Annotated in this window: 17 protein-coding genes and 1 riboswitch; of the genes, 10 read left to right on the forward strand and 7 right to left on the reverse strand. The window is 68.7% G+C overall.

Translation table 11 applies throughout. The features are described from left to right. Positions 1 to 151: 151 nt before the first annotated feature. Together AB0M65_RS24445 and AB0M65_RS24450 are read right to left on the reverse strand one after the other, a co-directional pair. Positions 152 to 907, reverse strand: a complete 756-nt coding sequence (locus AB0M65_RS24445) for a hypothetical protein (protein ID WP_364031676.1) — start codon at positions 905 to 907, stop codon at positions 152 to 154. Positions 908 to 911: 4 nt separating this feature from the next. Beyond that, positions 912 to 1,502 carry a papain-like cysteine protease family protein gene (locus tag AB0M65_RS24450; RefSeq protein ID WP_364031679.1) on the reverse strand — a complete coding sequence of 197 codons (591 nt, stop codon included), beginning with the start codon at positions 1,500 to 1,502 and terminating at the stop codon, positions 912 to 914. A gap of 396 nt (positions 1,503 to 1,898) precedes the next feature. Here AB0M65_RS24450 and AB0M65_RS24455 point away from each other — a divergent pair, with 396 nt between their 5' ends. Continuing rightward, positions 1,899 to 4,718 (forward strand): LuxR C-terminal-related transcriptional regulator, encoded by a 2,820-nt coding sequence (locus tag AB0M65_RS24455; RefSeq protein ID WP_364031682.1) that lies wholly within the window; start codon positions 1,899 to 1,901, stop codon positions 4,716 to 4,718. 277 nt (positions 4,719 to 4,995) lie between these two features. Continuing rightward, on the forward strand, positions 4,996 to 11,307 hold the full coding sequence (locus tag AB0M65_RS24460; protein WP_364031685.1) for a hypothetical protein: 6,312 nt from the start codon (positions 4,996 to 4,998) through the stop codon (positions 11,305 to 11,307). A gap of 328 nt (positions 11,308 to 11,635) precedes the next feature. Here AB0M65_RS24460 and AB0M65_RS24465 read toward each other — a convergent pair whose 3' ends face one another. Next, positions 11,636 to 12,043, reverse strand: a complete 408-nt coding sequence (locus AB0M65_RS24465; protein ID WP_364031688.1) for a RidA family protein — start codon at positions 12,041 to 12,043, stop codon at positions 11,636 to 11,638. Between the two features lie 101 nt (positions 12,044 to 12,144). Between AB0M65_RS24465 and AB0M65_RS24470 the strand changes: the two genes are divergently transcribed. Continuing rightward, the gene (locus tag AB0M65_RS24470; protein WP_364031691.1) at positions 12,145 to 12,813 is read left to right on the forward strand and encodes a maleylpyruvate isomerase family mycothiol-dependent enzyme; all 669 of its coding nucleotides are present in this window, start codon (positions 12,145 to 12,147) and stop codon (positions 12,811 to 12,813) included. A 3-nt stretch (positions 12,814 to 12,816) separates the two neighbouring features. On the opposite strand, the gene AB0M65_RS24475 is transcribed toward AB0M65_RS24470, so the two are convergent. Beyond that, positions 12,817 to 13,143, reverse strand: a complete 327-nt coding sequence (locus AB0M65_RS24475; RefSeq protein ID WP_364031694.1) for a rhodanese-like domain-containing protein — start codon at positions 13,141 to 13,143, stop codon at positions 12,817 to 12,819. Between the two features lie 36 nt (positions 13,144 to 13,179). Here AB0M65_RS24475 and AB0M65_RS24480 point away from each other — a divergent pair, with 36 nt between their 5' ends. From AB0M65_RS24480 to AB0M65_RS24505, 6 genes are all read left to right on the forward strand, one after another. Beyond that, on the forward strand, positions 13,180 to 13,800 hold the full coding sequence (locus AB0M65_RS24480; RefSeq protein ID WP_364031697.1) for a helix-turn-helix domain-containing protein: 621 nt from the start codon (positions 13,180 to 13,182) through the stop codon (positions 13,798 to 13,800). 58 nt (positions 13,801 to 13,858) lie between these two features. Beyond that, positions 13,859 to 14,251, forward strand: coding sequence for a hypothetical protein (locus AB0M65_RS24485; RefSeq protein ID WP_364031700.1), 393 nt, complete (start codon positions 13,859 to 13,861; stop codon positions 14,249 to 14,251). Positions 14,252 to 14,338: 87 nt separating this feature from the next. Next, the gene (secD, locus tag AB0M65_RS24490; protein WP_364031703.1) at positions 14,339 to 16,618 is read left to right on the forward strand and encodes a protein translocase subunit SecD; all 2,280 of its coding nucleotides are present in this window, start codon (positions 14,339 to 14,341) and stop codon (positions 16,616 to 16,618) included. 90 nt (positions 16,619 to 16,708) lie between these two features. Further along, the gene (locus AB0M65_RS24495; protein ID WP_364031706.1) at positions 16,709 to 17,896 is read left to right on the forward strand and encodes a cation:proton antiporter; all 1,188 of its coding nucleotides are present in this window, start codon (positions 16,709 to 16,711) and stop codon (positions 17,894 to 17,896) included. 243 nt (positions 17,897 to 18,139) lie between these two features. Then, positions 18,140 to 19,123 carry a LysR family transcriptional regulator gene (locus tag AB0M65_RS24500; RefSeq protein WP_364031709.1) on the forward strand — a complete coding sequence of 328 codons (984 nt, stop codon included), beginning with the start codon at positions 18,140 to 18,142 and terminating at the stop codon, positions 19,121 to 19,123. A 136-nt stretch (positions 19,124 to 19,259) separates the two neighbouring features. Continuing rightward, positions 19,260 to 20,591: an alpha-lytic protease prodomain-containing protein gene (locus tag AB0M65_RS24505; protein ID WP_364031712.1), complete on the forward strand. Its 1,332-nt coding sequence runs from the start codon at positions 19,260 to 19,262 to the stop codon at positions 20,589 to 20,591. 96 nt (positions 20,592 to 20,687) lie between these two features. Here AB0M65_RS24505 and AB0M65_RS24510 read toward each other — a convergent pair whose 3' ends face one another. Continuing rightward, the gene (locus AB0M65_RS24510) at positions 20,688 to 21,002 is read right to left on the reverse strand and encodes a multidrug efflux SMR transporter (protein WP_364031715.1); all 315 of its coding nucleotides are present in this window, start codon (positions 21,000 to 21,002) and stop codon (positions 20,688 to 20,690) included. 11 nt (positions 21,003 to 21,013) lie between these two features. Continuing rightward, positions 21,014 to 21,081, reverse strand: a riboswitch (guanidine-III (ykkC-III) riboswitch). Positions 21,082 to 21,579: 498 nt separating this feature from the next. Further along, complete coding sequence (locus AB0M65_RS24515) at positions 21,580 to 22,161, reverse strand: TetR/AcrR family transcriptional regulator (protein WP_364031718.1); 582 nt, start codon at positions 22,159 to 22,161, stop codon at positions 21,580 to 21,582. A 96-nt stretch (positions 22,162 to 22,257) separates the two neighbouring features. Here AB0M65_RS24515 and AB0M65_RS24520 point away from each other — a divergent pair, with 96 nt between their 5' ends. After that, complete coding sequence (locus AB0M65_RS24520; protein WP_364031721.1) at positions 22,258 to 22,767, forward strand: SRPBCC family protein; 510 nt, start codon at positions 22,258 to 22,260, stop codon at positions 22,765 to 22,767. Here the strand turns inward: AB0M65_RS24520 and mptB are convergent. Next, positions 22,671 to 24,110: a polyprenol phosphomannose-dependent alpha 1,6 mannosyltransferase MptB gene (mptB, locus tag AB0M65_RS24525; protein ID WP_364031724.1), complete on the reverse strand. Its 1,440-nt coding sequence runs from the start codon at positions 24,108 to 24,110 to the stop codon at positions 22,671 to 22,673. The two genes, AB0M65_RS24520 and mptB, sit on opposite strands and share 97 nt — an antisense overlap. Positions 24,111 to 24,129 lie beyond the last annotated feature (19 nt).

A 24,129-nucleotide genomic window follows, 5' to 3' on the forward strand; every position in this document is an offset into this window, starting at 1 on the left:
TCGAGGACGCGGCGGACGCGCTGGTGAAGGCCATGAAGGAGATGCCGCCGCCGGTCCTTGCGCTAGGCGCAAGGAAGGGGGCCTTCATGTACAACGCCGCAGGTGACGCGTAAGTGCTTAAGAGCGGGTCGTTAGAACGACACAACCTTGTTTACTGCCTGCGGAGCCGCAGGGTGACGGCCGCGCCCGCCGCCGCGAGGAAGACGGCGCCGAGGGCGTACGGCCACCACGGCAGCGAGGCGTCGCCCACCGGGGAGGACGCGCCGTAACCGCCGGCCGCACCTGTGCGGTCGTAGGTCGAGCCGGGCAGTTTGTCGCCGTAGCGGCTCTGCAGGGCTTCGCGGTAGGCGGCGAGCGTCAGCTTCTCGCCGGTCTTCGCGACGGTCGATCCATCGAGGACGGTCACGGTGTCGCCGTCGACGGAGTACCAGGCACCGGCCTGGGGTTCGCTCAGGAGATAGCCCTTGCCGGTCCGCGTGGCGAGGCGCTTCTCGAGGTCACCCGAGGCGATGTTGAACACCGCCCAGCCGGCGCCCTCACGCTGGGACCACACGGTTGCCGCGTCGCCGTTGCCGAGGGTGGCGGGAGTGGCGACGTACGCGAGTTCGGCAGGCACCTTGGAGGTTCCGGCGATGAATCCCGCGGTCGGCTGGTAGACCGCGACCGGCGTACGCGGATCGGCCTTGGCCGTCCGGGCCGCGACGGCCGTGTCCGCCTTGGCGGCACCGGGGAATTCGGCCTTGGCGAGCCGCTGGGTGGTCGCGTCGCCGGTGACCACTGTGGACACCGCGGCGAGGTCCGCGGCGGTGGGCGCGCCGGCGGGGGAGTCGGCCGCCCAGGCCTGGGCGCCGAGCGCGAGCGAGAGTCCGATGGCGAGGATCGTGGCGCTGAGGAAGGTTCGCTTCATGGTGTCAGTCCTTGATCCCGTAGACGGTGTGGGTCCAGGTGAAGGAGTTGTTGGACCGGTAGGCGTTGTAGCTCATCTGGTTGTACCGGGGGCTGGAACCCCACGGGTCGCCGTAGTAGACCGTCGTGGCGCCGTTGGTGTTGTCGTAGCCGTAGAGCACGTGCATATGGCCGCCGCCGTTACGCCAGCCGATGCGGGTGCCGATCGGCTGCCGCGCGTCGACCTGGCTCTTGATGGTGGCGAAGCTCAGCGTCTGGCCGGACGAGTTGTAGCTGCCGACGTTGCTGAACCCCAGCCACCGGAACACACGCTGCTGGTCGGAGAGGTAGCCCTGGTCGTTGGCACAGTCCGAACCGGACTGGTTGTGCGCGACCTGGCAGAACTTGGTCTGGGTCAGTGAGTGACCCCACCAGGCGGCGATGGTGTTGCCGCTGGCGTCCCAGCACCAGTTGCTCTTCTGCTGGGCTTGCATGGTGATCGGGATCGTGGTGGCCGCCGTCGTGACGGGCACCGCGGAAGCGGGCGCCTGCAGGGCGACCATCGCGGCGACACCGGCGCAGGCTGTGGCCAGCCCGCGCCTGAATGAGGTCTTCACCGTCGGAACACTCCTAACTGGATGGTCGAAGCGGGGACACGTGCGGGCGGTGACCCGGAAGAGACAGGATGGAGATTCGGCTACCCGACTGGGTGGCCGCCCGGCACGAGCGAGTGACTGGTGCGGTGGCGATGTGACCGAGGGGTACTGCGAACAGTCTGAGATTCACCCTCAAGTGGCATCGGTGGCAAGGTGTGCGGCAATACCTAAGGGTCCGTATTACGGAGGTGTAAGGGCGGTTCGTCCGGGCCCGACCGCCGATCGACGTCGCCCGTTCGAGTTAACGGCGCCTTGAAGCTGTGACTCCGGTGGTGTGGACCAGCGGAAAGCGTCCGGCTCGCGGTCACTGTTCGTGTTCCCGCCTTTCGGCGGGTGTCCGATCGGTATGGTCCGGTCATGCCGACACTCGGTGCGGCACCGGTGTTCGTGGCCCGCGACACCGAATTGGCCGACCTGGTGCGTGTGCTCGCGCATCCGCCGTCGGTCGCCGTCGTCGAGGGCGGACCGGGTGTGGGCCGCAGCCGTCTGCTCGAAGAAGTCATGGCGCGTCCCGGGATCGCGTCGCGGGTGGTCTGGTTCGCGCGTTGTGGTTCTTTCGCCCGGCCCTGCCGGTTGGCTCCTCTGGTCGACGCGCTGCTCTCCCGGAGCGACGTCGCCGCCGCGCACGCGGGTGGCTTCTCGGCGGTGACCGGTGTCCTGCGGCGGCTGATCCCCGAATGGTCGCCGTGGCTGCCGCCGTTCCCCGACGGCGTGGACGCGGAGACGGTGCGGCAGCAGGAGTTCCGTGCCGTGCGGGAGGTACTGGCAGGCTGCGGCCCCGCGGTCCTCGTACTCGACGACGTCCACGCGGCCGACGACGACACGTGGGAGTTCCTGCGTGGGCTCGCGGCGTCTCCAGTGGCGCCGCTGAGCGTGGTGCTCAGTTCGGTGGCCTACGGGCGGCGGCGATTCCCGCCGCTGCGTGGGATCACCGCGCAGTTCTCGCTTTCCGCGTTCACCGCCGTCCAGGTGCGCGCGGTGCTGGACGCGTCGTTCGGGTGCGGGGAACCGGATTTCGCCGAAGCGGTGCACCGGCGGACCTCCGGGAACGCCGCCGATCTGACCGCGCTGCTGCGGAGCCTCGGTGATCCGCTTTCGGTGGACGGGCTGGCGTCGGCACCCGTCCCGCCGATCGTGCGGAGCCGGGTCGCCGGATTGATGGAGTCGATCGGCCCGGCCGCGCGGGACGTCGTAGGCGCGGCGGCGGTGCTGGGAACACCGGGCGGGGAACCGGCACTGGGTGTGGTGGCGCCGGTGGTCTCGGCGGCCCCGGTTGGTGGCCTCTCCGGCGCGGTCACGGAAGCGGTGGAAGCGGGGCTGCTGCGGGATCTCGGCCGCGGCCGGTACGCCCCGGGGAGCCCGTTGATCGCGGAAGCCGTCTACGCACTCCTGCCCGGACCGCGCCGGTGCGCGATGCACGGGCGCGCGGCGTCCTGGCTCGCGTCCGGCACCGAACCGTTCCCGCCGCTCATCGCCCGGCACGCGCGGCTGGCCGGAGATCTCGGCGCGTGGACACAGTGGACCGGCGTCGCGGTCGACGACGCGATCGAGGACGGCCGGACCGAAGACGCCAGCCGTCTGCTCGAAGCCGCGTTACGGGATCCGGAACTGCCTCGGACGGCGCGCGAGTCGTTCGCCGTCCGGCTCGGCCGGGAACTGCCGCGCGGCATCGCGCAGGCGGGCACGGTCGGCCTGCTGCGGGAGATCCTGCGTGACTGGCCGCTGAGCAAGGCCGCCCGTGGCGAGATCCGGGTCAATCTCGGCCGGGTACTGGTCAACCAGTCAGGCAAGGTCGAGGCGGGCAGGCTGGAGATCGAACTGGGCGCGGCCGATCTCGGCAGACGGCAGGCGGTGCTCGCCAGGGGACTGGTCACGCTGGCGCTGCCGCATATCGGCCTGGCCCCGGTCGAGGAGAACCTGCGCTGGCTCGATCAGGCCGAACGGGCCAGCGAAGGTGCGCAGGACGCGGGTGTGCTGGCCGCGATCACCGCCAACCGGCTTTCGGCGCGGATGCAGGTCGCCGATCCGAAGGCGTGGCAGGACGTCGCCTCACTGCCGGGGAACCCGGAGTCGGCCGAGGTCTGTCGTCAGGTCGCGCGCACCTACATCAACCTGGCCGACGCGGTCGCGTGGAACGGCCATTACCCGGTGGCGCGGGCCTTCCTCGCCACCGCGCGGCGGTTGATCCGCGACGACAAGGAGCCCTACCTCGACGCGCTGGCCGACGGTACGGAACTGCGTCTGGACCTGGCGATGGGTGAGTGGACGGTGGTCGCGGAGAAGGCGAAGGCGATGCTGACGCGGTTCGACGCGGACAGCTCGCTGGCCGCCGAACCGTTGCTGGTGCTCGGCTGGTACGAGTACGGGCAGCATCGGCCGACAGCGGCGTTGCGTGGTTTCGACGCGGCGTTCGCGTTGTCCGCGGGCAGTGTCCCGGTGCAGGCTTCGGCGTACGCGGGCCGCGTCGCGGTCCACGAGGGAGGCAAGGATCTGCGGGCGGCCCGGCGGCTGGCGGAGTACGGCCTGCAGACCGTGCGCCGCAAGAACAACTGGGTCTGGGCGGCGGAACTGATGCCGTTCGCCGTGCGCACCATGCTCGGGCTTGGCCAGCTCGTCGAGGCAAGGGAACTCCTCGCCGAGTACCGGCAAGGCATCGACGGCAAGGACGCGCCGCTCGCCGACGCGGCGGCGTTGCTGTGCCGGGGTTTGCTCACCCAGGCCCGAGGAGAGACCCTTGCCGCCGGTGACCTCCTGCTCGGCGCCGCGCAGGCGTACTACGCGCTGCCTTTCCCGTATTTCGCCGCGTACGCCGACGAACTCGCCGCCGGCTGTTTCGCCGAGGCAGGGGAGCAGGAGCGCGCCGTCGCGTCGTTCACCACCGCGGAGACGGCGTACGGGAGTCTCGGCGCCGCGGTGGACGCGCTCCGCTGCCGCCGGGCGCTCCGGCGCTGCGATCCGGAGTTACCCCGGCGCGGCCGCAAGGGTTACGGCGAAGCGTTGTCCCCCAGGGAACTCGAGGTCGCCCGGCTCGCCGCCCAGAACCTCACCAACCGGGAGATCGGCGAGCGACTGTTCCTGTCGCCGCGGACGGTCGAGATCCACGTCGGGCGGGCATTGCGCAAACTGGGCCTGCCTTCGCGCACCGTGCTGACCGAGGACCTGCTCAGGACGCGGTGAGTGTTCCCGTCCGTTGTGGACGATGTACCGAAAGGCCGTACTTTCATCACCCGTCCGGGGGTTTCGAGCCCACTTAACGGGTTCTATCCAGGGGACATCGATGATCCCGGTTGGCGTCGATGATCACGCAGACACAGGATGACACTCGATTGGCTCGCTCTGTCCGTTGTCCTGACCTGGGCTGATGGGGAGCGAGGAGCGAGGCGGAGGCGGCATGGCGGTACAGCGTGGGCGAAATCGGTGTCGCCGGGGCATAGCGCTGCTCACGGTGATCGTCGTGGCCCTGCTGATGGGAGCTCCGCTGCCCGCAAGCGCTCAAATGCAGCCGCGCGGCGCGGGTACCGAGCGGCCGATCGGGCCGGAGCCGGTGTACAACGGCTTGGCGCACGGCGGGATCGCGATGGCCGCCAACTCCGTCGTGCGATGCGGTTTCGGCGTCGTCTGTGACGCCAACGCGACCAACGCGAGCCCGGTGTCCTGGATCAAGACCGATCCGGCGGCCCCCGGCAATACCGCCTCCGCGGCGAACCTGAGCATCCCGGCCGGCGCGAAGGTGCTCAACGCCCGGCTGTACTGGCAGTTCAACCCGGTCGCCTCCAACGGGATTTCCGGTGACGGCTCCAGGGGCAACCAGGTTTCGATGAAGGTCCCCGGGGCGAACACCTACCAGCGGATCACCGCCGACACCTACGACTATTTCCCCGCGCTGACGACGGGCGGTTACCCGACCCTGTACGCCTACGGTGGCGCGGCCGACGTCACCGCCGCGGTGACCAGTGCCGGGGTCGGCCAGTACACGGTCGCCGACATCCAGGCCTGCCAGGGCCAGTCGATCAGCGGGACCAACCTCGGCTGCTGGGGTGGCTGGTCACTCGTGGTGGCGTACGAACTACCCACTGAACCACTGCGGTATCTGCAGGTGTGGGACGGTCTGCAGCGGGTCGCGGGCGGCGGCGCCCCGACGTCGGCGACCATCGCGCTGAGCGGCATCAAGGCGCCGACCTCCCGCCGGCCCAACGTCGAACTCGGGATCGTGGTCGGTGACGGCGACGCGGCCGTCACCGGTGACTACCTCCAGGTGGGCCCGAACGCCTCCAGCCTGCGGGACGTCTCCGTGCCCGGCCCATCGGGCACGACGACGAACAACGCCTTCAGCAGCCGTATCGACCGGGTGGCGTCGGACGGCTCGGGATCGAACGTGACCACGCGTGATCCGAACCCGCCGAACAACGTCGGCTACGACGCCCGCGGCATCGACATCACCGGCAAGGTCCCGGCCGGCACGTCCGCGCTCCAGGTGAAGATCGGCACCACCGGCGACGCGCTTTACCCGCAGGTGGTCTGGCTCGTCACCGACGCGCTCGAACCGGACCTGCAGATCACGAAGGCCAACGACCCGGTCGGCAACACGAACGACAGCCCACCGGGTTACGTCACCAAGGGCGGCGACGTCACCTACACCTTCGACGTCGCCAACAAGCACGCCGACGGCTCCCTCAGCGACCTCGACACCGCGACGAACGTGGTGCTCACCGACACCCTGCCGGACGGCGTCACGTTCGTGGCCGGGTCCAATCCGGACTGTTCGGCCGCCGGGCAGGTGGTCACGTGTCGTCTGCGAAATCTGGCGCCAGGGCAGTCGCAGAAGGTCGCCTTCAAGGTCAGAGTCGGGGCAGCGGTGCCGGACGGCACCAAACTCGACAACACCGGCAAGCTGAGCTTCCTCGGGCAAGACACCGGCCGCCCGCAGGAACGCACGTCGAACACGGTCCGGAACACCGTCGCCTCGCCCGGGTATCGGCTGACGAAATCGGTCGACCGCGCCGAGGCGGTGCCGGGTGACACCCTGACCTACCAGGTGACCGTGCGGAACACCGGCGTGATCCCGGTGCCCGCGTTCACGGTGCGTGACACACTTCCGCCGGGCACGACCCATGTGTCGTCCACGCCTTCGAAGGGAACCTCTGCCGGAACCGGCCCGATCGACTGGGCCGTACCGGGTCTCGCCGTCGGCGAGACCGCGACGCTGACCGTGCGGGTCAAGGTCGAAGAGGCCGCGATCGGCACGGATCTGGTGAACCGCGCGACCGTCCCGATCGGACCGCCACCGGTGGTACCGCCGGACAATCGCTGCCCGGACGACCCGGCCGCGGCGTGCGCGAAGACCAAGGTGCCGTCGCCCTCGTACACGGTGACGAAGACCGTGGACAAGGAGTCCGCGAACCCCGGTGACACCGTGCGCTACACGATCAAGGTCGCCAACACCGGCAGGGTCACCGCGGCCGGCCTCAAGATCGTCGACGACCTGGCCGGCGTGCTGGACGACGCGACGTACCAGAACGACGCCACCGCGACACCCGGCGCGGTGTCGTACGCCGCGCCGAAGCTGACCTGGACCGGCACGCTGGCCGTCGGGGCGAGCGCCGAGATCAGCTACACGGTCAAGGTGAAGAACCCGAACACGGGTGACAACCGGCTCAAGAACGTGGTGACGTCGGAGACGCCGGGTGGGAACTGCCCGCCGGGATCCACGGACCCCAAGTGTGGGACGACGACGCCGATTTCCGGGCTGTTGATCGAGAAGTCGGTGGACAAGCAGTCGGCGAATCCGGGCGATATCGTGAAGTACACGGTGACGGTGAAGAACACCGGGCAGGCGAAGCTCACGGGTGCGACGTTTACCGATGACCTGACTCAGGTTCTGGATGACGCCGTGTATGAGAACGACGCCACCGCGACGATCGGCGCGGTGTCGTACGCCGCGCCGAAGCTGACGTGGACGGGAAACCTCGACGTCGGCCAGACGTCCACGGTCACCTATACGGTCAAGGTGAAGAAGCCCAACACCGGTGACAATCAGCTGAAGAACGCCGTCACGTCGGATACACCGGGTGGGAACTGTCCGCCGGGTTCGACGGATCCGAAGTGCGGGACCACGACTCCGGTTTCCGGGCTGCTGATTGAGAAGTCGGTCGACAAGCAGTCGGCGAACCCTGGGGATGTCGTCAAGTACACCGTGACAGTGAAGAACATCGGGCAGACGAAGCTGACCGGTGCGACCTTTACCGACGATCTGACGCGGGTTCTGGACGACGCGGACTACCAGAACGACGGTGCCGCGACGGTCGGCGCGGTGACCTACGCTGCGCCGAAGCTGACGTGGACGGGTGACCTCGACGTCGGGCAGACCTCGACCGTCACGTACACCGTGAAGGTCAAGAAGCCCAACCCTGGCGACAAGAAGATGTCCAATGTGGTCACTTCGGACACGCCAGGTGGCAACTGCCCGCCGGGATCCACGGATCCGAAGTGCGGTACGACGACTCCGGTGTCGGGCCTGACGATCGAGAAGTCCGTTGACAAGCAGTCGGCGAACCCCGGCGACGTTGTGAAGTACACGGTGGTCGTCACGAACACCGGGCAAACGAAGCTGACCGGTGCGACCTTTACCGACGACCTGACTCAGGTGCTGGACGACGCCGACTACCAGAACGACGGTGCCACGACCATCGGTGGCGTCTCGTATGCGGCGCCCAAGCTGATCTGGACGGGCGATCTCGACGTCGGCCAGACCTCGACCGTCACGTACACGGTGAAGGTCAAGAACCCGAACCCCGGCGACAAGCTCCTCAAGAACGCGGTCACTTCGGACACGCCGGGTGGGAACTGTCCGCCGGGGTCCACGGATCCGAAGTGCGGTACGACGACTCCGGTGTCGGGGCTGCTGATTGAGAAGTCGGTCGACAAGCAGTCCGCCAACCCGGGTGACGTCGTGAAGTACACCGTGGTCGTCACGAACACCGGGCAGACCAAGGTTTCGGGAGCGACGTTCACCGACGATCTGACCCAAATGATCGACGACGCGGATTACCAGAACGACGGTGCCGCGGCGATCGGCGCGGTGTCCTATGCGGCGCCCAAGCTGACCTGGACGGGTGACCTCGACATCGGCCAGACGTCCACGGTGACCTACACGGTGAAGGTCAAGAACCCGAACCCTGGCGACAAGAAGATGGTCAACACCGTCACCTCCGATACTCCGGGCGGGAACTGCCCGCCGGGGTCCACGGATCCGAAGTGCGGGACCACGACTCCGGTGTCGGGCTTGAAGATCGAGAAGTCGGTCGACAAGCAGTCCGCCAACCCGGGTGACGTCGTGAAGTACACCGTGGTCGTCACCAATACCGGCCAGACGAAGCTGACCGGTGCCACCTTCACCGACGATCTGACGCAGGTGCTCGACGATGCCGACTATCAGAACGACGGCGCCGCGACGATCGGTTCGGTGTCCTACACCGCGCCGAAGCTGACCTGGACCGGTGACCTCGGCGTCGACCAGACGACCACGGTCACCTACACCGTCAAGGTCAAGAACCCGAACGCCGGCGACAACCGGCTCAAGAACGTCGTCACTTCCGAGACACCGGGCGGGAACTGCCCGCCGGGGTCCACGGATCCGTTGTGTGGCACGGACACCCCGGTTTCCGGCTTGCTCATCGAGAAGACCGTCGACAAGAAGTCGGCGAATCCGGGTGACGTCGTGAAGTACACGGTGACGGTGAAGAACACCGGCCAGACCAAGGTCTCGGGTGCGACGTTCACCGACGATCTGACGCAGGTGCTGGACGACGCCGACTACCAGAACGACGGTGCGGCGACCATCGGCGCGGTGACCTACGCGGAACCGCGGCTGACCTGGACCGGCGACCTCGACATCGGCCAGACCTCGACGGTCACGTACACGGTCAAGGTCAAGAACCCGGGCGATGGCGACAGGAAGCTCGGCAACGTCGTCACTTCGGACACTCCGGGCGGAAACTGTCCGCCGGGTTCGACCGATCCGAAGTGCGGCACGACGACGCCGGTTTCCGGGCTGCTCATTAAGAAGACCGTCGACAAGAAGTCGGTCGACCCCGGCGACACGGTGACGTACACGGTCACCGTCACCAACACCGGGCAGACCGAACAGGCCGGTGCGACCTTCACCGACGACATGACCGAGGTGCTCGACGACGCGGACTACCAGAACGACGGTGCCGCGACCATAGGCGCGGTGACCTACGCTGCGCCGACGCTGACCTGGACCGGTGATCTCGGTATCGGCCAGACGTCGACGATCACCTACACGGTCAAGATCAAGAATCCGAACCCCGGTGACAAGAAACTGTCCAATGTGGTCACTTCGGACACGCCGGGTAACAACTGCCCGCCGGGTTCGAACGATCCGAACTGCGTCGCGGACGTGCCGTCGCGCGAACTGACGGTGAAGAAGACCTCGGACAAGCAGACCGCCAACCCCGGCGACGTCGTCACCTACACCGTGACCGTCACCAACACCGGCAAGGTCGATCTGGTCGGCGAGGACGCCGCGCGCGTCACGGACGACCTGTCCGAGGTGCTCGACGACGCCGATTACCGGAATGACGCCAGGTCCGCGCCGGTCGGCGGCCGCTTCCTCTTCACCACGCCGAACCTGGTGTGGTCCGGCGATCTCCCGGTGGGGGCTTCGACCACGCTGACGTACTCGGTGAAGGTGAAGAGCCCGGTCACGGGCGATCACGAACTGCGGAACACCGTCAGCACCAACACGCCGGGCACCTGCCCACCGCAGTCCGACGACCCGGCCTGTTCGACCATCACCCCGGTGCCCGGTATCGCGCTGGAGAAGAAGGCGGACAAGACGACGGCGAACCCGGGCGACGTCGTCAAGTACACGGTCACGGTGCGCAACACCGGCAAGACCAAGCTCACCGGCGCGACATTCACCGACGACCTCACCGAGGTCCTCGACGACGCCGTGTTCCAAAAGGACGGGGTGGCGACGATTGGTTCGGTGACCTACGCGGAACCGAAGCTGACCTGGACCGGCGACCTGGAGGTCGGGCAGACGGCGACGGTCACCTACAGCGTGAAGGTGGCCAAGGCCGGCGGTGACGGCAAGCTGACCAACGCGATCATCTCCGACGACCCGGGTGCCAACTGCCCGCCAGGCAGCAAGGACCCCAAGTGCGGCACCACGACGCCGGTGTCCAGCCTGAAGATCAAGAAGACGGCCGACAAGACGGAGGTCAAACCCGGCGAGGTCGTCACGTACACCGTCACGGTGGAGAACACCGGACAGGCCACGGTGGACGACGCGACGTTCACCGACGACCTGACCCAGGTCCTCGACGACGCCACCTTCGACGGCACGGCGAAGGCCGGCATCGGAGCTGTGACCTACTCCGCGCCGAAGCTCACCTGGAAGGGCAAGCTCGCGCCGGGGGAGAAGGCCACCGTCGTCTACGCGGTCACGGTGAAGAAGCCGGCGATCGGTGACCTCCGGCTCCGCAACGTCGTCACGTCCGACACCCCGGGCGGCAACTGCCCGCCGGGCTCGGCCAACCCCGACTGCGGTACGGACACCCGGGTGCCGCCGGAATCGCCGAAGCCGCCGGAGAAGCCGAACCCGCAGCCGCCGGGCACCCAGCGGCCGCCGGGACTGGCCACCACCGGTTCGCCCGTGCGGACCATGTCGGTGCTGGCGCTCGGGATGCTGGCGATCGGGGCCCTGCTGCTACTGGCCGGACGGAGGCGCCGGGAGTACTGAGCACTAATAGAGAGGTAAGGCAAACGTGGCGTGATCGAACCTCTGTCGCGCAGGCCGTCTTCGCCGACGTCGCGATGAGAGGGGCAGGGTTCCGGACTTCTTTGCGGGCTACCCCGGTGCAGAAGCGTGAAGTACAGGAAGGCCCTCATCCTTGCGCTAGGCGCAAGGAAGGGGGCCTTCCTGTACTGGGGAAGGTGTGAAGGTCGAGTTTCTGCGGCTGAGCCGAGGGAAGGGGTCCTTCACGCGCCGCTGTGGTGACTGGTGGTGCTGTGGGGGCTCGTGATGGCCTTCCGGGACGGGTGAGGGGAACCACTAGTTGTCTCCGCTGTCATCGTGGCACCGCGACCAGTGCTTCGACTTCGACGACGAGGTCCGGCCTGGCCAGTGCCGCCACGACGATCAGGGACTGCGTGGGCCAGTCCGCTTCCGGATACCAGCGCGTGAAGGCGTCGCGCGAGGCGGTGCGGAAGCCGTCGAGGTGCTCGGTGCCGGAAAGCATGCTGAACACCTTGACCACGTTCTCCGGCCCGGCACCCGCGGCTTCGAGCAGCCGTTCGAGGTTGGCGAACACGGCACGCGTCTGCGCTTCCGCGTCGGGTCCGGCCAGTTCGCCGTCGGGCCCGACACCGATCTGCCCGGCCACGACGACGAGTTCGTGATCGGCCGGAACGCGGGCGAGATGGCTGTAGAGACCGAGCGGGGCCGCCACGGTGTCCGGATTCCAGCGCTGGATCATCGATCTCCTCTGTTCCTGGGGGATTCAGGGTATCGGAGACCGATGATTCCGGGCCGCGGCGAGAGTCTCACCTTCGAACGACGAAGACTGGAGGACTCCGGATGACGAATACAGGACCGAAAGCACGTGGCCGCGCCGCGACCGGGGTTTGGGCGCTGATCCACACCGAACGGGCGGCGTTGGCGAACGACCTCATCGGACTCACCGAAGAACGGTGGAAGACACCGTCGCTGTGCGCCGGGCTGAGCGTGCGCGAAGTGCTGGCGCATCTCACCGCGTCGGCGAGCCTCACACCGCTGAACTGGCTTGCCGGGGTCATCCGCTGCCGGTTCGACTTCGACAAGCAGGTCGCCATGCGGCTGGCCGAGCATCTGGGTGCGGACGGCGCGGAGACACTGGAGCGGTTCCGCCGTGTCGTCGCGAGCACGACGAAACCGCCCCTGCCGAAAATGGCGCTGCTCGGCGAAGGGATCGTGCACGCCGAGGACATCCGCCGTCCCCTCGGCATCCGCCGCGACTATCCGATCGCCGTCCTCACCTCGCTCGCCGGCTACTACCAGGGCGCAGACCTGGTGGTGATGGCGAAGGGGCGCATCGGCGGGCTTCGGCTCGAAGCGACCGATGGCCCCTTCGCCGTCGGGTCCGGTCCGCTCGTCTCGGGTACGACCCTGGCGCTGACCATGGCCATGACCGGACGAACGGCTTATCTGGCCGAACTCACCGGCGACGGGGTCCCGATCCTGCGCCGCCGGGTGCCGCCGCTGGGCTGACCGTCAGGCCTTTTCGAGGGGCAGGCCGGCGGCGGCCCAGTCCTCGATGCCCTCCCGGTACTTGCGGACGTTCGTGTAGCCGAGCGCGGTGAGGCGCTCGGCTACCTGTCCGCTGTTGGGGCAGCCGGGGTTCGAGCAGTAGGTGACGATCGCGGCGTCCCGGTCCGGCAGGACGGTGGCCGCCCGCGCGTCGACGTCGGCGAGGACGAGGGGGACAGCGCCGGGCAGATGCTGCTTCTCGTAGTACTCGCCGCCCAGCGCGTCGACCACCGTCACGCTCTTCGCGTCGATCGCGGCCTTCAGTTCGTCCCGCTTGATGAGCGCGGTCATGTCGCTACCTCCAGGTAATCGGACTATAGTCCGCATGTGCCTCACGACCATAACGGACCACAGTCCGCTTCGGCAACCCCGCTGGAACTCCTGCGCACGCCGCCGCCCAAAGAGCGCGCGGACGCCGCCCGCAACCGGGCCGCCATCCTGGACGCGGCCGCGTCGCTGTTCGCCGAGCACGGCGTCGACGCGGTGTCCATGGACCAGGTGGCGGCGGCCGCGGGCGTGGGCAAGGGGACGTTGTTCCGCCGCTTCGGCGACAAGGCCGGACTGGCCGCCTCGCTGCTGGACGCGCGGGAACGCGTGCTCCAGGAAGCCGTCCTGCACGGGCCGCCGCCACTGGGACCCGGCGCTCCACCCGCGGATCGCCTCGCGGCCTTCGCCGACGCCTATCTCGACTACCTGCTCAAGCACCTGCCACTGGTGCGGATGTCGGAGACCGCGGCGCCCGGCGCGCGCTACCGCATCGGCGCCTACCGGTTCTGGCACCGGCACGTGACGCTCCTGCTCGGCGGCATCCCCGACCCCGAGCACACGGCGCACGCCCTGCTCGCGCCACTCGCGGCCGAGCACGTGACCGCGCTGCTGCCGGAACTGGGGGAGGAGCGCGTCCGCGCCGGTGTCGCGAGGCTGTGGCGGGACGCCGGGGCGAGGTGATCAGGCCACGACCCGCCGACGGCAAGTAAAGTGTCGGCGAGAACCCTGGAGTGTGTCGATGAAGGTGGAGCGCCGGACGTACCGGCCGGCCTGGCAGGCCGCGCTGGTGCTGCTCGCCGCCGTCCTGACCGCGCTAGGCCTGTTCTCGGCTCTGCGATCCGTCGATTCCGCCGCTTCGGCGGAGCCTCGCGAGACGCACGCCGTCGTCGACACCTCGGTCTCGAAGGCCGTCGCGCCAGTACGCGCCGCAGGCAGGCTCGCGGCCGAACCGTCGCTCCTGGGTGTGCACGGTCACAGTGAGCTGCCCCTCTTCGGCACCGTTCCGCACGGACCCGCGTCGACGACGCTGCTTCGCCTGAGCGAACTCCACACCGACGTCACGCTTCCTTCGCGCGCGGCGCACCGCCTCGCGCTGGGGGATCGCGCTCCTCCACCCGGTAACCGCAGCTGAGCTCACGGGCACGTGTTCCGCGTGCCCGTACCGGGATTCCGCGCGCCCGCCCTCGTACTGGCGCGCGTTCATCGAGGAGAAACCGTCGTGCCGCGCGAAACCGCGCGGCGAGGTATGACCGGGCGAGCCGTCGTCTCGCTGGTCGTCCTCGCCGCGACCGTCTACTTGTTACTGACCACCGCCCCGCGTCTGGGGCTCGATCTGCGTGGTGGCACGCAGATCGTGCTGGAGACCAAGGACTCGCCGACCGCCACCGCCGGACCCGAGACCACCGACCGCACCCTCGAGGTGCTGCGCCGCCGGGTCGACGCGCTCGGCGTCGCCGAGCCCATGCTCGCCCGCTCCGGGGACAACCGGATCATTGTCGAACTGCCCGGCGTGCGGGATCCACGCGAAGCCGTCGAGTTGATCGGCCGGACCGCGCAGTTGTCCTTCCATCCGGTACTCGGAGTTTCCGCCGAAGCAGCACAGGGAAGCCGCGTGCTGCCCGACGAGAGCGGGCAGCCGATCACCCTCGGGCCCGCGGCGCTGACTGGGGAAGGCGTCGACAAGGCGAACTCGACGATCGATTCACAGGGTGGCGGCTGGCTTGTTTCCGTTGACTTCAAAGGGGATTCCGGTCGCGCCTGGGAGCAGTTGACCGCGCAGGCCGCCTGCTCGCCGCCGGGTGATCCGACCCGGCGGGTGGCGATCGCACTCGACGACAAGGTGATCTCGTCGCCGCAGGTGGGCCCTCAGGTTGCCTGCGGAGTCGGGATCGTCGGCGGGAGCACCCAGATCACCGGCCGGTTCTCGCCTGCCGAGGCGAAGGATCTGGCGCTGCTGATCAACGCCGGCGCGTTGCCGACGCCGGTCGAGATCATCGAGCAGCGCACCGTCGGCCCCACACTCGGTGCCGCCGCCATCGAGGCCAGCGCCCGCGCCGCGGTCATCGGACTGGCACTGACCGCGTTGTTCCTGCTGGCGGTGTACCGGCTGGCCGGGCTCGTCGCCGTGGGCACGCTGGTGGCTTACGCCGCCGTGTCCTACGCCGTCCTGCTCGCACTCGGCGCGACGCTGACCCTGCCCGGTCTCGCGGGCTTCGTCCTGGCCATCGGCATGGCCGTCGACGCGACCGTCCTCGTCTTCGAACGCGCGAGAGAGGAACACTCGGTCAAACGGGGAGGCTCGCTGCCCCGGTCGGTCAGCCGCGGGTTCAGTGGGGCGTTGTCGGCGATCGTCGATTCGAACGTGACGACCCTGCTGGCAGGCGGACTGCTGTTCTGGCTGGCTTCCGGGCCGGTGCGTGGCTTCGGGGTGACGCTCTCGATCGGTGTGGTCGTGGCGCTGTTCATCTCGCTCGTGCTCACCCGGCTGCTGCTGCACCTCACCATGCGCGGCGTCGTCGCGCGCAGACCCCGGCTGTCCGGGCTCACCCATGAGGGCAGGGTCCGCCGATGGGTGAACCGCCGCGATCCGGACTTCCTCGGCAAGCCCCGACGATGGCTGATGGTCGCGGGCGCGGTCGTCATCGCGGCCGTCACCGGGCTGCTGGTGGCCGGGCCGAATCTCGGCGTCGAGTTCACCGGCGGCCGGGTGATCGAATACAGCACCACGGCCACGGCCGACGTCGAACAGGTCCGGGACGCCGTCTCCGACGCCGGATTCCCGCGTGCCGTCGTGCAGATGTCCGGGGAGAAGGACATCTCGGTGCGTACCGAGCCGATCGACGAGGCCGCCACCGAACGGATCCGGGCCGCGGTCTCGGGGGTCGCCGGTGACGCCGCGGAGATCCGTGACGAGCAGATCGGCCCGAGCCTCGGCGCCGAACTGCGTACCAAGGCGGTGCTCGCGCTCTGTCTCGCCGTGCTGGCGCAGCTGATCTACCTGGCGGTGCGGTTCGACTGGCGGCTCGGCGTGGCCACGGTGGCCGCGCTGGCCCAGGACGTCCTGATCATCCTCGGGATCTTCGCCTGGCTGGGCAAGTCGATGGACGGCGTCTTCCTCGCCGCGCTGCTGACCGTGATCGGCTACTCGGTCAACGATTCGGTGGTGGTGTTCGACCGGGTGCGGGAGATCCGGGGACTGCGCCGCAAGGAACCGTTCGGCCGCGTCGTCGGCGCGGCCGTGCTGCAGACACTGCCCCGGACGATCAACACCGGGATCGGGGTGCTGTTCGTGCTCGGCGCGCTGTTGTTCCTCGGCGACGGTTCGCTGGCCGACTTCGCACTGGCGCTGCTGCTCGGTCTCGTCGCCGGCACTGTGTCCACAGTGGCCACCGCCGGTCCGGTGGCGATCCTGCTCGACCGGCGGTGGCCGGGCGCCGGACGTCCCGTCAGGAAACCCGCGCGGGCACGGAAGCGCGACGACAACGGCGCGGTGGTGTGATCGGTGTTCCTTTGTGGACCGCCGGGGTCGCCTGATCTCTATGCTCGTTCCCGGTGGCAGGGGAGTCCGCCGGGAACGAGGGGCGGGTAGATGATCCAGAGCGTGCTCGTCGGCGCGGTCGTCGTGCTGGTGTGGACGATGACGGCGGCACGGCTGGAGCGGTGGCAGATCACCGCTCCGATGGCGATGGTCGTGGCGGGACTGGCGATCGGGTTCAGCACCCGCAACGACCTCGGGAACGGGCTCAACACCGAGATCGCCCTGAACGCCGCGGAACTGATCCTCGCGCTGCTGTTGTTCGTCGACGCCACCGCGGTCAAGGGCGGCTACCTCGGACACGACGCGAAGACCGCCGTCCGGCTGCTGCTGATCGCGCTGCCGCTGACGATCCTGATCACGATGGGCGTCGGCCTGCTGACGCTGCCGGGCCTCGGCTGGCCGGTGGTGCTGCTGATCGCGTGCATCATCGCGCCGACCGACTTCGCGCCGGCGACGTCGGTGGTGCACGACGTCCGGGTACCCGGACGCGTGCGGCACTTGCTGAACGTCGAAAGCGGCTACAACGACGGTGTCGTCGCGCCGGTCTTCATCTTCGCGCTCACGCTGGCGGGGAGCCATCACCAGGCGAGCACCCCGGCCGAGGCACTGCAGGCCGCGATCCCCGCCGCGTTGCTGGCCGTGCTGGTGGGCTCCGTCGTCGGCGCGGTGGCGGCGGTGGCGATGAACGTGGCGGGCAGGCACGGCTGGGCCACGGTGCATTCGGCGCGGGTGGCGACCGTCGCGATCCCGCTGCTGACCTACACCGCCGCCGTCGCGATCGGCGGCAACGGGTTCGTCGCGGCGTTCCTCTGCGGCATCGCCTACAAGACCGCCAGGCACCCCAGCGGTGACGAGCTCGGGCTGGCGGAGGACGTCAGTTCCCTGTGCGGGCTGCTGATGTGGTTTGTCTTCGGCAGCACCGCGGTGCTGGTGCTGAGCTTCGGCCTGACCTGGGGTGTCGTGATCGTCAGCGTCGTCGCGCTGACCGTCGCCCGGCTGATCCCGGTGCTGCTCACCTTGCTGCGGACCGATCTTCGCCGGCGGGACCGGATGACCATCGGCCTGCTGGCGCCGCGCGGCGCGGCGTCGATCGTGTTCGGGTTGCTGGCCTACAACTCCCTCGACGGCGACGCGGCGGACGCCGCCTTGAGCGTCATGGCGGTGACGGTGCTGGCGAGCGTGGTCGCCCACGGCGTCGGGGCGTCGGCGTTCCTGAACCGCAAGTCGCGGGCTTCTTGACCCGGGCTCGCGGCGCTCCGGTCCGAACGTCCGGTATTCCTTCACGTTCACAGCAACCGGTCCGGGATTCCTGACATCGATGGCATTTCACCGCCGCTCGAACCGTTCTCGCCGCCAGGGCCTGGTCAGGCGCTTTTAGCGCACCGGAATGTCCGGATAGGTACGACCGGCGGGGGAGAAGAGGGAACCATTTGGCGCAATTACGAGCTTGGTCCAGTCCAGTTACGGCTCTAACGTAGAGGGATGGAGCTGGAACTGCGCCACCTGCGCATCATGTGCGCTATCGCCGAACTCGGGAGTATCACCAAGGCGGCGAACACGCTCGGGATGGCGCAGCCCGCACTGACCGCCCAATTGAAACGCATCGAACGGACGCTCGGCGGGAAGCTGTTCCTGCGCGACCACACCGGGACGCGGCCGACGGCACTCGGCCTCCTCGTCCTCGACCGGGCCAAGATGGTGCTCCCCGCCGTCTCGTCCCTGCACGACGAGGCTGCGCGCCTTGCCCAGCACAACGGCACGGGAGAGCCGGTGACGTTGCGGCTCGGTTCGGCGACGGGGCCGATGCTCGGCGCGCTCCTGCAGCGCCTCGGCACCACCCATCCCGACATCCATGTCGCCACGCATACGTCGTGGTCCGCCAACAAACTCGCGGACATGACCGCCGAAGGCGCGCTGGACTTCGCCTTCGTCGGCGTCTGCGGTGACGCCGCGCCGCCGCCAGAGCCCGGCGTCCGGTGGCGGACGCTCGCACACCATCCGGTTTTCGTGCTGATGTCGGCCCGTGACGAGCGCGCGCAGCACGCCGAAGTGGAGATGAGCGCGCTGGCGGACGAACGGTGGTGCGCCACACCGGGAGACGGCTGTTTCGGCGACTGCTTCGCCTCCGCGTGCGCCAGGTCGGGGTTCACCCCGCGCTCGCTGTACGAGACCGATGTGCTGACCTGTATCGAGATGGTCGAATCGGGACACGCGGTGGTGCTGTGCCAGCCGTTGTTCCACGAGATCCCGGGTATCGTCGCCGTCCCGATCGCGGGGAACCCGCTGAGCTGGCGGAATCTCGTCGGCTGGTCGGACCGGGGAGAGATGGGCCCGTTCGCCGCGGAGATGATCGCGCTGTCTCGCGCGGTGTACGGCGAACTCATCGACCGGCGGCCGACCTACTCGAAGTACCTTGAGTTGAACCCCGGTTACGGCGTCGACTACACCGACGCGGCAGTGCGCTGACCTGCGAAAAAACGGATAAAAGGTCCAGTCCACTGCGGTGGATATGATCTAAATGGTATGTACCATTTGCGTGAGGCGCCTCGTACGGTTCGGGGACGAGATCCCCTTCCGGCACGTCGGTGAGGTAGCGCTGAACATGAACCGAAAGATCGTATCGGCCGCCGCGGCGGCCATCACCGGTGCCGGACTGGTCACCGCCATCGTGCTGACGCCCAGCGCCAGCGCCGGCCAGACCGGTTCGGAGAGCGAGCAGGTCCAGTCGGAGATCGTCACGGCCCTGTCGCGAGACTTGAAGATCAGCCCGGATCAGGCCAGGACCCGCCTCGCCGGCGAGCAGCAGGCGGCCAAGGCCGACAGCGCACTCAAGACCCGGCTCGGTTCGTCCTACGCCGGCTCGTGGCTGGACGCGACGGGCACCACGCTGACCGTCGCGGTCACCGACGCGGCGCTGGAAGACGCGGTCCGTGCGGCCGGTGCGACCCCGAAAACCGTCGCGCGGAACGCTTCTCAGCTCGACTCGGCGAAGCTTTCGTTGGACGCCAAGGCTTCCAGCGCGCCGAAGGCCGTACCCGGCTGGTACGCCGACCCCATCACGAACTCGGTCGTCGTCCTGGCCAACGCGGGCGGAGAGGCCGCCGCGAAGTCGTGGGCGACCGCGTCCGGTGTGCCCGCCGACGCGCTGCGCGTCGAGACCAGCTTGGAAACCCCCGTCCCGCTGATCGACGTCATCGGCGGCAACGCCTACACCTTCGGTTCGGGCCGGTGCTCGATCGGCTTCTCGGTCGAAGGCGGCTTCGTGACCGCCGGGCACTGCGGCACCACCGGAACACGCACCTCGAACCCGAGCGGGTCCGTCGCGGGCTCCAGCTTCCCCGGCAACGACTACGCGTGGGTTCGCGTGGACGCGGGCAACACCCCGCGAGGACTGGTCAACCGCTACCCGGGCACCGTGCCGGTGGCGGGTTCGCAGGAGGCCGCGGTCGGTGCCTCGGTCTGCCGATCCGGCTCCACGACCGGCTGGCACTGCGGCACCATCCAGCAGAAGAACGCCTCGGTGACCTACCCGCAGGGCACGGTTGCCGGACTCACCCGGACCAATGCCTGCGCCGAACCTGGCGACTCCGGTGGTTCGTGGCTCGCGGGCGACCAGGCGCAGGGCGTCACTTCCGGTGGCTCCGGCGACTGCACCTCGGGTGGCACGTTCTACTTCCAGCCGGTCTCGGAGATCCTGAGCGTCTACAGCCTGCGCCTGGTGACTTCGGGCTCGAATCCGCCGTCCAGCACCACCACCACGCCGACCGGCCCGACGACGTCGAACCCACCCTCGGGGACTTGGGCGGCGGGCACCACCTACGCCGCGGGTGCGACGGTCACCTACGGCGGCGCTTCGTACCGTGCCCTCCAGGGGCACACCGCTCAGGTCGGCTGGGAGCCGCCGAACGTCCCCGCCCTCTGGGCGCGCTCCTGACCACCTAGCCGTCCGGGGCACACGCAGGGGTGCACCGGACCCGAACCGCCCCCGACGTCGTCCGTGCGTCGGGGGCGGTTCCCTTTCGGGCCCGCGTCAGTGCAGGACTTTCAGCCCCACCACGCAGGCCACGATCCCCATGATCAGCAGGATCTTGGCCAGTGACGTGGTTTCCGCGCCGGACCACATGCCGTAGCCGACGGTGAGTGAGGCCCCGATCCCGACCCAGACCGCGTAGGCGGTGCCGACGGGGAGGTCCTTCATCGCGTAGGCGAGGCCGACCATGCTCGCCACCAGTGTGATGCCGAAGATCACCGACGGCATCGGCCGGGACAGGCCGTCGGATTTGCCGAGGGCGGTGGCCCAGACGGCTTCCAGAAAACCCGAAACAATCAAAACAAGCCAGGACACGACGCGCTCCCAGAGTGCCGTCTTGTCGCTGGCCGGGTACGGCACCCACTCGTCCGGGGACCTCGATCACGAGGTTCCTTCCTCAGGGTCGCACACACCACGCGCCAGGCGCCCGCCGGTTTGACGAGAATCACCATCTCGCGCCGGATGACTGAGGAATCCGTTGGGAGAGAACGATGTTCTGACGCATTCCAAGTTCGCCGCCGCGTCCAATACGGTGCCCGGCCGGGCCAGGAATCCGGCGCCCGGCCGGGCAAAGTGGTGCCTCCTTGGCGGACCGCACTCGCGTGCCTAAAGACGTAACTCGCGTGCTCAGAGACGTAACTCGCGTGCTTAAAGGCGGAACTCGCGTGCTCAGAGACGTAACTCGCGTGCTCAGACTTCGCACACCGAGTTCGACATCCAGGCACGCGAGTTACGTGCTCAAGCACGCGAGTTACGTGCTCAAGCACGCGAGTTACGAGTTTGAGCACGCGAGTGCGGCCCCCGGGCCGGGCGCGAGGACTGGAGTGAAGGGGCGTGAGACGACTTTCGACGACGGCGAGTTCTCGATCGCCGTCCGATCCCGGAGTGAGCGTCAGCCCGACAGGAGGGTGCGGACGGTCCTGGTCACCAGGTCGACGGTGCGCGGGGGCGGGGCCTCACCGCGGTCGAGGTGCCGCCGGACGGCGGCGTAGGGCAGGTCCACCAGTGCCAGCATCAGTTCGTCGGTGCTCCGGCCGGTCAATGGCCGCAGTTCGCGGACGACCTTGGTGATCGCCGTGTCGAGCCGTCGGTTCGCCTCGTCGGCGCGGTCGCGGTCGGCGGGGGACCAGTCGTCGACGCCGAACGCCCGGTTGCCTTCGTAGAGCAGCTTCCCCTCGGCGGGATGGGCCCGGCACCAGCGGACCACCTGTGCCGCCGCCTCGATGGCGGCCTCCACGGGTGATTCCCGGTCCAGTGCTTCGAGATAGCCCTGCTGGAAGTCGGCCAAGGTGCGGAGCCAGACGGCGGCGAGCAAGGCGGGGCGGCCGGAAAAACGGTGGTAGATCGAGCCGCTCGGCGCGCCGACCTCGCGGGCGACGGCCGACATCGTCACCCCGGCGACCCTTTTGGCGGCGAAGATCCGGACGGCGGCGTCGAGGAAGTCGTCGGTGGTGTGCTGCGGTGGCCGCCCCATTTTCAGAGACTATCCTCTACTATTGTTTTAGGGGAAGGTCTCTAGAACTGGGAGGGCAAGATGCGCGTGTGGAACAGGCATTCCCGGATTCTCGCTGTGTCATCGGAACGTGTCGGCGAGCTGATCGACACACTGTCCGGCGAGGACGACCGGCTCTGGCCCGTCGAAGCGTGGCCGGCGTTGCGATTCGACCGGCCACTCGGCGTCCGCGCCACCGGCGGGCACGGTCCGGTCCGGTATTACGTCGAGACCTGCGAACCAGGGAAGTCCGTGCGGTTCCGGTTCACCGCGCCACGCGGTTTCGACGGCTTCCACGAATTCACCGTGCGGACAACGGAAGCGGGTGAGACCGAACTTGAACACCTCATGGTGCTGCGGCTCCGGCATCCCGCCTGGTGCACCTATCCGCTGCTATGGCGGCCGATGCACGACGCCCTGCTGGAAGACTGCCTCGACCGCGCCGAACGGGAACTCACCGGCACCGTTGGGACGCCCGCCCGCTGGAGTCCCTACGTGCGGCTCTTGCGGAACCTGATCTCCGGCAACAGGTTCTTCCGCTTCAGTGCGAACAAGGTTCCGCCGAGGAGTACGACGGCGATCAGGTAGCCCAGCGCCAGTGATACCGCACCGCCGTTGGCAGGCGGGAGCAGGACGGCGAACACCGCGCTGATCCCGGCGAGGATCCAGCGTCCGCGGTCGGTCGTGAGGCTCACCGCGAGCAGCGCGACCGTCCACAGGAGATACCACGGCTGCACGACCGGGCCGAGTACGAGCATCGCGGCGAAGGTCAGCCCCGCGCCGTACAGCGGATGCAGCTTTTCCTGGTAAGTGAGCCACAGCAGCCTCGCCCCGACGGCGAGGCCGAGGATCGCGCCGATCAGCGAGAACACCTTGATCGCGCCGTCGGTCAGATCCGCCCCGAAGATCTTGCCGATCCCGCCGGCCAGGAAGCCAAGTTCGTTGGTCGGCGCCATCCAGCTGTGCACTTGCCCGGAAACGCCGGAGAGCACACGGACCCAGCCGAAGCCGATCCCGGTGCCGACGGAGACCGCCACGGTGACCGCGGCGAATCCAGCCGGCAGGCCCAGCGCCACCGCGACCCGTCCGGCCGGGGTCGCCCGGCGGAAGAGGTCGATGCCGACGAACAGCAGTCCCGCGACGGCCACGATCTTGATATTCGCCGCCAGGCTCACCGCGAGCACTCCCGCCGCGATCAACGACGGCCGCGCCGCGCCGGTCTTCGCCGCGCCCATCAGGACGAGTTCCAGCCCGGCGACCATCAGCCCGACCATGAGCCCGTCGTTGTGCACGCCTGCCACGATGTGCCACAGCACCAGCGGGTTGAGCACACCCAGCCACAACGCGATCGTCGGCGAGACCCCGACGCGGCGCGCCAGCCGGGGGAGCGCCCAGGCCATGAGCACGATGCCCGCCAGTCCGAGCAGGCGGTGCAGCAGCAGCGTCGGGACCAGGTCTTCCCCGGCGATATGGGCGATCGTGCGTGCCTGCGCGACGAACGCCGGACCGTACGGCGCGGGTGTGTCCCGCCAGTAGTGGCTCACCGCCATCGTTACCGGCGAATCGGCGCCGAGTGCCTGCGCCGGGCCGACGAGGTAGGTGTCGAACCCCTTGGCCGCGATGACACCCTGCGCGAGGTAGCTGTTGATGTCGCCGCTGAACAGCGGGCGCGCGGCCAGCAGTGGTGCGCACCAGGAGGCCGCGATCCAGTACAGGCGTCGTTCCGGGAGACCGGCGGCGAGCCGTCCGATGCCCAGCCAGGACAGCACCAGGGTGGCCATCCCGAGCACACCGAGCGCCACCACCAGTACCGGCGGCAGGCCGATCCCGGACGTGACGAGCACCAGTACGACGATTCCGGTGAACCCCGCCCAGTGCAGTGTCCGGATGTTCAGCCCGGTCTTCTCCGGCGCGGGCAAGACGTTCTGCATGCGGTCAAACTACTCCAAC

The sequence above is a fragment of the Amycolatopsis sp. NPDC051071 genome (genome assembly GCF_040682875.1).
Taxonomy (GTDB): Bacteria; Actinomycetota; Actinomycetes; order Mycobacteriales; family Pseudonocardiaceae; genus Amycolatopsis.